The 11,230-nt window shown below is 63.7% G+C and carries 9 protein-coding genes; 2 read left to right on the top strand and 7 right to left on the bottom strand.

Going from position 1 to position 11,230, the window contains the following annotated elements; all coding sequences use genetic code 11:
• Window positions 1-4 precede the first annotated feature (4 nt).
• Window positions 5-964 carry a MoxR family ATPase gene (locus tag KW568_RS20785; RefSeq protein WP_003247242.1) on the bottom strand — a complete coding sequence of 320 codons (960 nt, stop codon included), beginning with the start codon at window positions 962-964 and terminating at the stop codon, window positions 5-7.
• A 227-nt stretch (window positions 965-1,191) separates the two neighbouring features.
• Between KW568_RS20785 and KW568_RS20780 the strand changes: the two genes are divergently transcribed.
• Complete coding sequence (locus tag KW568_RS20780; RefSeq protein ID WP_033727071.1) at window positions 1,192-2,502, top strand: DUF2235 domain-containing protein; 1,311 nt, start codon at window positions 1,192-1,194, stop codon at window positions 2,500-2,502.
• A 35-nt stretch (window positions 2,503-2,537) separates the two neighbouring features.
• Here the strand turns inward: KW568_RS20780 and KW568_RS20775 are convergent, their stop codons facing one another.
• The 5 genes from KW568_RS20775 to mtlD form a co-directional block, all read right to left on the bottom strand.
• The gene (locus KW568_RS20775) at window positions 2,538-3,755 is read right to left on the bottom strand and encodes an MFS transporter (protein ID WP_004577433.1); all 1,218 of its coding nucleotides are present in this window, start codon (window positions 3,753-3,755) and stop codon (window positions 2,538-2,540) included.
• 59 nt (window positions 3,756-3,814) lie between these two features.
• The gene (locus KW568_RS20770; protein ID WP_019752170.1) at window positions 3,815-5,029 is read right to left on the bottom strand and encodes a benzoate/H(+) symporter BenE family transporter; all 1,215 of its coding nucleotides are present in this window, start codon (window positions 5,027-5,029) and stop codon (window positions 3,815-3,817) included.
• Window positions 5,030-5,178: 149 nt separating this feature from the next.
• Window positions 5,179-6,066: a dihydrodipicolinate synthase family protein gene (locus KW568_RS20765; protein WP_004577434.1), complete on the bottom strand. Its 888-nt coding sequence runs from the start codon at window positions 6,064-6,066 to the stop codon at window positions 5,179-5,181.
• 44 nt (window positions 6,067-6,110) lie between these two features.
• On the bottom strand, window positions 6,111-6,893 hold the full coding sequence (locus tag KW568_RS20760) for an aldolase (protein ID WP_004577435.1): 783 nt from the start codon (window positions 6,891-6,893) through the stop codon (window positions 6,111-6,113).
• A 513-nt stretch (window positions 6,894-7,406) separates the two neighbouring features.
• Window positions 7,407-9,551 (bottom strand): bifunctional mannitol-1-phosphate dehydrogenase/phosphatase, encoded by a 2,145-nt coding sequence (mtlD, locus tag KW568_RS20755; protein ID WP_004577436.1) that lies wholly within the window; start codon window positions 9,549-9,551, stop codon window positions 7,407-7,409.
• A 396-nt stretch (window positions 9,552-9,947) separates the two neighbouring features.
• On the opposite strand from mtlD, the gene KW568_RS20750 reads away from it, so the two are divergent.
• Entirely contained in the window at window positions 9,948-10,244 is a 297-nt protein-coding gene (locus tag KW568_RS20750) for a DUF3144 domain-containing protein (RefSeq protein ID WP_004577437.1), read from the top strand.
• A gap of 18 nt (window positions 10,245-10,262) precedes the next feature.
• On the opposite strand, the gene KW568_RS20745 is transcribed toward KW568_RS20750, so the two are convergent.
• The gene (locus tag KW568_RS20745; protein WP_003247268.1) at window positions 10,263-11,156 is read right to left on the bottom strand and encodes a LysR family transcriptional regulator; all 894 of its coding nucleotides are present in this window, start codon (window positions 11,154-11,156) and stop codon (window positions 10,263-10,265) included.
• Window positions 11,157-11,230: the final 74 nt, after the last annotated feature.

The raw sequence follows: 11,230 nt of genomic DNA, 5'->3' as shown, positions 1-11,230 counted from the left end.
GGGGTCAGGCAACGGCGACGACGTCGAGGATGCGCTGGACCACGCGGTCCTGGTCGATCCCTGCCGCCTCGGCCTCGAACGAGAGGATGATGCGGTGGCGCAGGACGTCGAACAGCACGGCCTGGATGTCTTCGGGGCTGACGAAGTCGCGCCCGGCCAGCCAGGCATGGGCACGCGCGCAGCGATCCAGCGAGATGGAGCCACGCGGGCTGGCGCCGTAGGCGATCCAGTCGGCCAGCTCGGTGTCGAACTTGGCCGGGGTGCGGGTGGCCATGACCAGCTGCACCAGGTATTCCTCCACTGCGTCGGCCATGTACAGGCCAAGGATTTCCTTGCGCGCGGCGAAGATGGCCTGCTGGCTGACCCGGCGCTCAGGCTTGGTCTCGCCGCCCAGGGCTTCACCCCGGGCCTGCGCCAGGATACGCCGCTCTACGGCGGCGTCGGGGAAGCCGATTTTTACATGCATCAGGAAGCGGTCGAGCTGGGCTTCGGGCAGCGGGTAGGTGCCTTCCTGCTCGATCGGGTTCTGCGTGGCCATGACCAGAAACAGCGGCGACAGGTCATAGGTGCTGCGGCCCACGCTGACCTGGCGCTCGGCCATGGCTTCGAGCAGCGCCGACTGCACCTTGGCCGGTGCGCGGTTGATTTCGTCGGCCAGCACCAGGTTATGGAAGATAGGCCCCTGCTGGAACACGAAGCTGCCGGTTTCCGGGCGGTAAATCTCCGTGCCGGTGATGTCGGCCGGGAGCAGGTCGGGGGTGAACTGGATGCGATGGAACTGCGCTTCGATGCCTTCTGCGAGTTCTTTGATGGCTTTGGTCTTGGCCAGGCCCGGTGCCCCTTCGACCAGCATGTGGCCGTCGGCCAGCAGCACGATCAACAGCCGTTCGACCAGTTTCTCCTGGCCTAGGATCTGGGTAGAAAGAAAAGTGCGCAGCGCGATCAGCGCTTCACGGTGTTCCATCGGCGACGGTTCCTGGTAGGGGCCTGAGGCGGCGTGAGGCAGCAGCCTTGGCAAGGGGGGATACTTTAATCTATCCGGGGGGGCGACCACCAATGGCGGCGGGTAAATTTATCGTTGCAGCCGGGCATGCGGGCAAAGAAATGTCCCACGTATGGCTGGCCATTGCCTGATGTTCCGTGACGGCGTGCTGGCGCCTGCTTGTGCTTTTCGGACAAGCAGGAGGCACGATGATGAAAATGAGCAGCGCCAGCACGCCAAACCTTACGCCGATCACCTTGCGGTTTGGTGTTTTCTTCGATGGCACCGGTAATAACCAGCACAATGCCATGACGATGGGTGAGCAGGGCGACAAGGGCGGCAGCTATGGCAACGCCTTGAGCAATGTGGCCCTGTTGCATGCGTTGTATCCGGCTGAGGCGGCCAATGCCGAGGGGCCGCAGGCGTTCTTGAAGCACTATGTGGAAGGCGTGGGCACGCTGGCGGGTGAAGCCGACCATGTCTACGCCTCGGCCACCGGGCATGGGCGCACGGGGGCCGAGGCGCGGGTTGCCGAGGCGTTGCAGGCGATGGCCGAGCAACTGCAGGCGTGGCGCCGGGCGCATCCGCAGGCAACGCTGGAAGGGGTCGAGTTCGATCTTTTCGGTTTCAGCCGCGGTGCGGCGGCGGTGCGGCATCTGGCCAACCTGCTGCACGAGGGCGCGGGCGGGCTGTTGTCGGTGGCGTGCGGAACCTCGATCAACTTTATCGGCCTGTTCGACACCGTGGCGGCGATCATCGCGCCGTTACAGGGCGACTTCGACCCGGCAGACGGCCGCCACGGTCGCCTGCGCCTGGGCCTGGGGGCGGGTATTGCCCGGCACGTGGTGCAGCTGGTGGCCGAGGACGAGCGGCGGCATAACTTCCCGCTGGTGCGCAGTGGCCACGATATCCTGCTGCCGGGCGTGCACTCGAATATTGGGGGGGGTTACCCGGAGACCCTCCTGGAGCAGGTGCTGCTGTGCAAGCCGCAGTCCCAGCGTGTGCCCGCAGGCATGCGTGTCGAGCAGTGCCGCGTCCATGCCAAGGTGAGCGCCTTGCTGGCTTCGGCGTTTGCCGATATGGGCGAACCCAGGCCGCGCGTGATGACCTGGGAGGAGCCGATTGCCGGTGCGCATCGGGACGAGGCGCAAAAGCAGGTCTATGCGGCGGTGTACCGGGAGCGGCAAGTGGCGGGGCACTTGTCCCGGGTGTACCTGAGCGTGATGCGGGCGTTGGCGGTGCGCGCGGGTGTGGCGTTTGCGCCGTTGGGGGCGCAGGCTGAGCATCGGCTGCCGGATGAGTTGTCGAGCATCAGCCGCAAATTGCATGCCTTTGCCTTGGGGGAAACTGGCCAGGTGGGGTTGAGCGAGGAAGAACAGCGGCTGTTGCGCGACAGATACGTGCATGCGTCAGCGAACTGGAATGCAGTGAAGGGCTTGCGCAACAGTGTGCTGGATGTGCTGTTCATCAATCGGCCGGGGGCAGGCGGGCGAGTGATGCATGCCAACCCGGCGCAATGAGTGATTGATCGTGGCCTGGCAATGCTGCACCGGGCCTACAGGGCGCGCGCCAGCTGTTCAGTCGCGCGCCTTCTGGCTGAATACATCTCCTGTGCCAGGGTCAGCAGCACCGTCAGCAACATGAACACCACCGATGCGATGAAAATCCCGTTGGGCAGGCGCTGATCGAGCATCCAGCCGAACGCTACCGGCCCGATGGCACCGCCGACGTTGAACCCGGTCGACACCAGGCCGAAGGTTTTGCCCTCGGCCCCGGGTGGCGCCGCCGCCTTGACCAGCATGTCCCGTGATGGGGCGATGACCCCGGTGAGCAAGCCGATGGCACCCAGTACGACCACCAATGCCCAGCCCTGCAGCAGCCCCAGTGCCACCAGAGCGGTCAGCGCAGCCGCCAGCGCGAAGGCCAGTGCCGCTACCAAGCCATGGCGCCGGGTACGGTCGGCCAAAGCGCCCCCGCACAGCACGCCGGCTGCGCTGCTCAGCAGGAAAGCGGTGAGCGCGGCGTTGGCCCAGGCCAGTGTCAGGCCTTGGCCCTGGACCAGGGCGGCCACGGAGAACTTCTCGATGGCACTGGTGCTCAGGTTGAGCAGGATGAACAGCACCGTCAGCACGCCGATCATGGGGGTGAACAAACGTACGCGGCCTGTTGCTGCGGCCGGGCCTGTGTCTTGTTTGTTGGCACGCCTGGCGACCCGGTAAACGCCACTGCCTGGTATCGATATCAGCAGTAGCGCGGCTACCCCGAATACCGCGCCCGCCGCCAGGGCTGCCCGCGTGCCGAGCGCCGCGGCGATGCCGAGAAATACGGCTGGGGTAACGGCTGAACCGAGGAAGCCGGCAAAGGTATGAATAGAGAACGACCGCCCCAGGCGTGCGGGCTCGATGCCGTTGGCCAGCAGCGCATAGTCGGCCGGGTGGTACACACCATTGGCCAGGCCCGCCATGGCCATCGCCACCAGCAATACCGCATACCCGGGGCTGGCCGCCAGTAGCACGAAACTGAGGCTGCCCAGCAACAGCCCAGCCTTGAGCACTTTACGTGCGCCATAGTGGTCGACGGCGTAACCCAGCGGGGCCTGTACCAGCGCGGAGACGATGTTGAACACCGCCAGGGCTACGCCCAGCTCTACGAAGCCCACGCCCAGCAGGCCGGGCAGCACGGGCAGTAGCGCCGGGATCAGCATGATGTGCACGTGGCTGACGAAGTGCGCGGCAGCAATTTGGGTCAGCAGCTTGGGGCCAGCGTGGGGCATGTCGATACCTGTTGAACAGCGTGCGCCCCTGGCGCACGGCAAGGTGGTGGAAAGCCCGCTTAGCGGGAGGCGCCCCGCAAACCGGGCAGGCGACCGTTCAGGACAACATGGGCCAGCAGACCAATGACCAGGCCCCAGAAGGCCCCGCCAATACCCAGCAGGCTGATGTTGGCCGCCGCCGCCAGGAAGGTGATCAGTGCTGACTCGCGTGAACGGGCATCGGCCAGGGCGCTGGCCAGGCTGGCGCCGATGGTGCCCAGCAGGGCAAGGCCCGCCAGGGTGGTGATAAAGGTGCCCGGCAGGGCCATGAAGACACTCGCCAGCGTGACCCCGAACACCCCGACGAGGATGTAGCAGACACCGGCAGCGATGCCCGCCACCCAGCGCTTGTCCGGGTTTTCATGGGCTTCCTTGCCGGTGCAGATGGCCGCGGTGATGGCAGCGATGTTGAACGCGTGTGAACCGAAGGGCGCCATCAGCAACGAGCCGATGCCGGTGACGGCGACAATCGGGTTGGCGCTGGTCTTGAAACCATCGTTGCGCAGCACCAGCATGCCGGGCATGTACTGGCCGGTGAGGGTGATCAGGAACAATGGCAGGGCCACGCTGAGGGCCGCGTTGAGGGAGAAGGTGGGCGCGGTGAAAACCGGTGAGGCGAATTCCAGCCGCAACGTCGTCAGGCCCACTTGCCCCTGCAGCAACAGGTAGCCCAGGCCCAGCAGCAATATGGCGACCACGGCGTAACGGGCGGTGAAGCGTTTGAAGGCCACATAGGCTGCAATCAGCAGTCCGGCGAGGGTGGGGTCGACCGACAGGCTGGCAAAGGCACCGATGCCAAACTGCAGCAGGATGCCGGCCAGCAGGCCGGCGGCAATGCCGCCGGGCACGACGCGCACCAGGCGCTCGAAGCACCCGCTCAGCCCCAGCACCACGAAGCCGGCGGCCGACAGCAGGTAGGCACCTATGGCCTCGCTGTAGGGCACGCTGGCCAGGGCGGTGACCAGGAAGGCGGCGGCTGGCGTGGACCAGGCTGTGATGACCGGCTCCCGGCTGTACCAGGACAGTGCCAGGCCGCTGAGGCCGACGCCGATCGACACCGCCCAGACCCACGATGACGTCAGCTCCGGGCTCAGCCCGGCCACTTTGGCCGCCTGGAACACCAGGATGAACGTGCCGCCGTAGTTGACGATCACCGAAACGATTCCGGCAATCACCGGGTGAAGGATGTCTGTCAGCCTGAGCGGGGTGGTAGAGCTTTGAGCAGGCGCGTCCATGGTTGCCTCTGGTAATGGTCAGATGAGGAGCAGTTTTGTGCGGCGAAGGGGTAATCCGACTGCAGCGTCATTGGCCCTTTCGCAGCCCAAGGCTGCTCCTGAAGAAAAAGACTGCCCGACAGCGACAGGCTGCCGGGCAGGTTTGGGCGTCAGTTGGCCAGCGCCACCAGCAAGCTTTTCAGGTGATTACTGCCTTGCGCATCCAGCGGCTGCAGGGGCAGGCGTGGGGCGCCGACATCCTGGCCGAGCATTTTCAGGCCGGCCTTGATAGTGGTCGGCAGGCCACGGCGGGTGATGTACTCCAGCAGCTCGTACTGGCGGTAGAACAACGCACGGGCTTCGGCCAGATCGCCTTGTTGTACGGCGTCCCACAGCGCCAGGTTGAGTGCCGGGATCAGGTTGGGCGCGGCGGTACACCAGCCCGTGGCGCCGGCCACCAAGGCTTCCAGGGTCAGCGGGTTGCAACCGTTGTAGAACGCCACCTGACCATCTGTAGCCGTGAACAGGCGGTGCATGCGCTGGATGTCACCGGTGCTTTCCTTGACCATGGTCACAGTGGGCACTTCGCCGAGGATACGCAGGATCAGCTCCACCGACAGGTCGGTGCCGCTGGTGCCCGGGTTGTTGTAGAGCATGATCGGAATGTCGATGGCGGCGCCGACCGCCTTGTAGTGGGCGACCACTTCGGCTTCGGTGAGCTTCCAGTAAGAGATGGGCAGCACCATCACCGCCGTAGCACCGCAGGCCTGTGCCAGGCGGGCACGCTGCACGGTGCGGGCGGTGGTCAGGTCGGAGACGCTGACCACGCTGGGCACGCGCCCGGCAATGCGTACCTGGCTGAAACGCACCACGGTTTCCCATTCGCTGTCGGACAGGTAAGCCCCTTCGCCGGTGCTGCCCAGCGGCGCGATGGCGTGCACGCCGTCTGCAATCAGGCTATCGATGGACGTGCCCAACGCATCCAGGTCGAGTGTGCCGTCTGCCGTGAAGGGAGTGATGGTGTAGCCGATAACGCCGCGAATTACAGGTGTAGACATGACCAGGCACCTTTGCCGTTGTTGAGGGAAGAGTACAGCTTCGATCAGCCCAGGCAGTCGCCATGGGCACGCAAGGCACGGCGCGCGTAGTAGCTGAAGGCAGCACCGTGACGTTTGGGGGTGGAAATCCAGTCGTGGGCCTCTTTGCCCAGTGCTTCGGGGATGGGGCGGATGTCACCGGCGCCCATGGCCAGCAGTTGCATCTTTGCTGCGCGCTCGAACAGCAGGGCGAGCACGCAGGCTTCCTCGATCGAACGCCCAGCGATCAGCAGGCCATGATGGGAAAGCAGGATTGCGCGCTTGTCGCCAATCGCGTTCGCGATGATTTCGCCTTCTTCGTTGCCCACCGGCACACCGGGCCATTCCTTGAGGAATGCACAGTCGTCGAACAGTGGGCAAAGGTCCATGTGCGAGATGGCCAGCGGAACTTCCAGCATCGACAAGGCGGCGCTGTGCAACGGGTGGGTGTGGATGATGCAGTTGACGTCGGGGCGGGCGCGGTACAGCCAGCTGTGGAAGCGGTTGGCCGGGTTGGCCATGCCACGGCCTTGCAGCACCGTCAGGTCTTCGTCCACCACCAGCAGGTTGGAGGCAGCGATTTCGTCGAAGCCAAGCCCCAGTTGTTGGGTGTAGTAGGTGCCAGGTTCCTGCGCACGCGCAGTGATCTGCCCGGCCAGGCCAGAGTCGTGGCCGCCGTCGAACAGGATGCGGCAGGTGAGGGCGAGCTTTTGTCGCACGGTGTAGGTGTTGTCGGTCAGCGCCGTCAGCATCTGTTGCTGGGCGAGTTTGACAAGCTGGTCCTTGGGGGTGTGCATGGTGGTCGTCATGGGCGGTACCTGCAGGGAAAAGGGCGGGCGCTGGCTGATCGTCGTGATGGCGCTGCCAGGACACACGGCGATCTTAATGACACCTTGTGTCATTGGCAAGCCTTGTGTCATATCAAGTGAAGGTCGGCAGGCGTCATGGGGAATGGAGTGTTCAGGCTGTCCATGCCGCAGCGGCTGCGGCAGAGGTTGAATGCAGGATTCGGGCATGCAGGCATGCGTGGTACGTTCTGTTAGCAAAACCACGAGATGCTGAAACCTGGCGCGATCAAGTTGGGCGCGGGCTTGCCCCGCGAACACCGGCGAAGCCGGTGCCATTCACCGCGCTGGATTCTTCGCGGGCAAGCCCGTTCCTACAGGTATCGCGCAGGCTTGAGGCTGATGCAATACCTGTGGGGACAACGGTCTTGCACAACACCTGAAAGCTAGCGCGATCAAGTTGGGCGCGGGCTTGCCCCGCGAACACCGACGGAGCCGGTGCCATTCACCGTGATGGTTTCAGGCATATGCAGTACCTCATGCGCCTATGCAAAGGTCATCCCGTCGGGTGGCCATATCCCTTTGCGGGTACTGCCGGAAAGCATCTGAAATGGCGGTGATCAGCTGCGCATCCGTGATCGGGTCCAGCCCTGGAAAACGCTTGCCATTACAGTCACTGTCATGCGTAAGCACGGCCTCGACGCTGGTGTGGTTATCCCGATAAACCTGCCTGATCGCCCGGGCTTCCTGATCCTTGTCGTCCTCGCATTGCAGGGCATGGTGAATGGCCAGGGCCGCGCCAAACGCCAGGGCCGGGGTTGCAATACCGTGCTTGCGGGCAAGGTCGATGCTGCTGAGGATGCGTTCGTTGCGTTGCAGCTTGCGCAAGGGGTCGCGGCCTACCCGGGCGCACGGGTCTTTGAACGAGGTTTTGCAGCGCTCGAGAAATGCCTCGGCAAAGCGGCTGACCACCTCGGCCATCTGTGGGTATTCGGCCACCAGTGCGGGCGCGACCTCCTGGCGAATCAGGCGCTCGGCCAGTTCACTCACCCGCGCATCGCCCATGCCCTGGCCGACCCAGGCATGGCCCAGCAGGCTGGCGTACCAGGCCACGATGGCGTGCGGGCCGTTCCACAGGCGGTTCTTGATGATCTGGATCTGGGCAATGTCTGGCACTGTCTTCACCTGGCGCAGGCGTTCGAGCAGATCGCTGCCGCGCTCGGCGTAAAGCGGCATGTCGGCTTCGCTGTTGAACAGCACCAGATGCAGCTGGCTCATGGCGCTGCTGGGCTGTGCAAAGGGCCTGAAGTGGCCGATCAGCCGTTCGTACTCCGGTTGCGGCGCTGAAGGTTTGCAGGTGCTTGCGGGCTCGTCTTCCAGGCTGTTCTGGAACATCTGCGACTTGATGCGCAGTTGCCGCACCAGCGCGTCATTGCCCAGTTTGGACACGATGCGGCTGACCACCGTTTCGGCGAAATGGGTCTTTTGCAAAACCTGCTCGCTGATCGCAGGCGGGCACAGTAACGCCAGCTCGGCTTGCACATGACGCCGCACGAACGCCGCACCGCCAACCTTGTTCAATACGATCAGCAGGGTCAGCTCGCGGCCTCGGCGCTCGAAGCGTTGCAGCAGGCCTTGGGCGATCACCCTGGCCTGGCTTCTGATGGCCTGCTCGGGCAGGCTCAGGCCGATGATTTCGGCAGTGGTGTACATGCTGATGACCGCGTCGTCATCGTCCATGTCGATCATGCGCACGTTGTCGATGGTCTGGTCGAACGATGTGGCACCGTAGCGCACGCTGTAGCGGCCGAAGGCGCTGACGCTTTCGCGCAGCATGCGCGAACGGGTTGCGGCAATGATTTCACGCGGTCGGGTGTAGCCGTCCCAATGGGAAAATACCTGCGTCAGGTAACCGCCGCCGATGGCGCCGAAACCATGAATGCCCACGCTGAACTGGTTCATCGAGGCCGGGAACGGCTCACTCAATGCAGGCATGCCCAGGTCGGGTACGCACGCGCTCAGGTCGGCGAGAAATTCATGCATGCTGCGGTAGGCTTTGAGCGCGCCCGCCTTGATTTCCGGCGCAGGCGGCTTGATGTCCTCGATCAGGATCGCCTGCCCTTCGGCGCGCATCGCTGACAGCATGCCGTTTTCCGAGTCCTCGACCATGAAGCACTGGCCTGGCTCGCAATTGAGCGCGCGGGCGGCTTTCAGGAAAATCTCGGGGTGGGGTTTGCCTTGGCTGACTTCATCGCCACAAACGGTGATGTCGAAGTACTTCAGCACGTTGGCGTTGATCAGGTATTCCTCGGCGATGGCACGGCGGCTGGAGGTGGCCACTGCCATGGTCAGGCCCGACTTGCGCAGGCGCTCCAGCACCTCCAGCAGGCCGGCCTTGATCGGTACGCCGTGATTGCGCACGTACGCCAGCTCAAGTTCATCGGCGCGTTGGCGGATTTCGGCGTACGGGAAGTCGTCGCCGTTATGCGCCTTGGCAAGGGCTTCGGCCTTTTTTGCGCTCAGGCCCAGCGAGCCAATCAGGGTCTGCTCGCTCAGCGCTTTGCCGAAGATTTCCAGAGACGCTTGTTTGAGTGTCTTGAAGCGCAGGCGCTCGGTGTCGAAGAGGGTGCCATCCATATCGAAGATGGCGCTGAAGATGTGTTTACCGTGAAAGAAAAGCATTGGTTGTTGCCCCTTGTCGTTGCGTCAGGCATCCCGCCTGCAACAGGCGAGAACGGTGTGTGAGCTGCAGTGGAGGCAGTCAGGTCGGGGGCACACGTTCGACGGGGGGACGTTCAGGAGTGACGCAGAGGTAAGGCGGGGCGGAGCGGGGCGTGCAGAGGAGGTTGGCAACCGTTGAGGCGAGGTGGGTGGCGCGTTTGGCCTTGAGGTCACGCCCACTGGCTGCAGTCGGTTTCGCAGGCAGTGGGCGCAAATAGCGATGGATACGTGTGATTCCAAGCATGAGGTGCTTTGCTTCCTTTTCGTCATGGGTGATCCTTTTTCAGCCTTGCACGTATGCGCCGCGACATGCAAGGCTTGGCCTCCCGCTCGCATTGCGCAACAAGGTGAACCCCAATGACCCAAGCTACCGACCAGGCCTTTTACGATCGCGCCGATGCGCACATCGAACTGGCGAACCAGCAGATCGAAAAGTTCGAAGACCTGGGCAAGGTAAGCGCCTCGCTGACCTTCGGTGCCGCGCGCTTCAGCGCCTGGATGAGCGCCCGCAGCTTCAAGAGCGGCGCGGAGCTGGGTGCGGCACGGGAAGAGATTCTGAAGTACTTCTGCGATCAGTACCGGATGATGCTCGAGGACAACCTCGATGAGCATATCGAGCATTTTGACCGGTACATGCTGGGTAAGAACGACTAAGGCCGCGCGCGGCTTCCTTCAGCGATTTGGCCATTTCTGCAGCAGGATCGAAACGAATTTCTCCGCAGCCGGCGACAGCGATGCGCCGCGCCGGTACACCAGCCCTAGCGTGCGGGTGACTTGCGGCTCGATCAACGGCACGCTCACCAGCGTGGGGTGGTCGGCATTGGGCATGGCCAGGCTGGGCATGGCGGACACGCCCAGCCCGGCCTCGACCATGCCCAGCGACGTGGACAGGTGTTGCACTTCGTAGAACCACTTGGGCCGCAGGTTGAGCCCGGACAACGCATGGTCCAGCAGCATGCGGTTGCCACTCAGGCGGCCGACGCCGATCAGGCGGTAATCAGCCAGCTCTGTCCAGGTAACGGAGGCGCGGTTCGCCAGTGGGTGGTCACGCCGGCAGGCCAGTACAAAGTGCTCCTGCACCAGCGAGACAAACTCGATGTCCGGGTGCTGGCCGCTCATCATGTTGATGCCGAAGTCGGCCTCGCCGCGCAGCACGGCTTCGAGCCCGTCGTTGGCGCTAAGGTCCAGCAGGCGAATGCGGATTTTCGGGTATTGCTCGTTGTAATCGCGGATCACCGACGGCAGGAAGTAGAACGCCGCGGTAGGAATGCAGGCGAGGGTAACCTGACCGGTCTGGCGCTCGGCCAGCTCGCGGATGCTGAGGATCGAGTCTTCAAAATCATCCAGCAAGCGCCTGGCCTTGGGCAGGAAGTCGCGGCCCACGCTGGTCAGGCTGACCCGGCGAGTGGTGCGTTCCAGTAGCGAGGTGCCCAGGCCTTCCTCCAGCTTCTTGATCCGTCGGCTCAGGGCCGGCTGGGACAGGTGAAGCGCTTCTGCGGCCTCATGAAAACTGCCAAGTTCGGCGATTTTCACGAAAGATCTGATGTCTTGCAGCTCATATTCCATAAGAAAACCTTCGACTGGCCCGGCGCTTTATTCATGTTTGAATCGCAATAATAGCTACGATATTTGCATTGGAT

It is taken from the genome of Pseudomonas sp. HD6515 (genome assembly GCF_024971855.1).
Classification (GTDB): domain Bacteria; phylum Pseudomonadota; class Gammaproteobacteria; order Pseudomonadales; family Pseudomonadaceae; genus Aquipseudomonas; species Aquipseudomonas alloputida.
The sequence above is the reverse complement of the archived record's forward strand: the minus strand, read 5'-3'. Positions and strand labels throughout refer to the sequence as shown.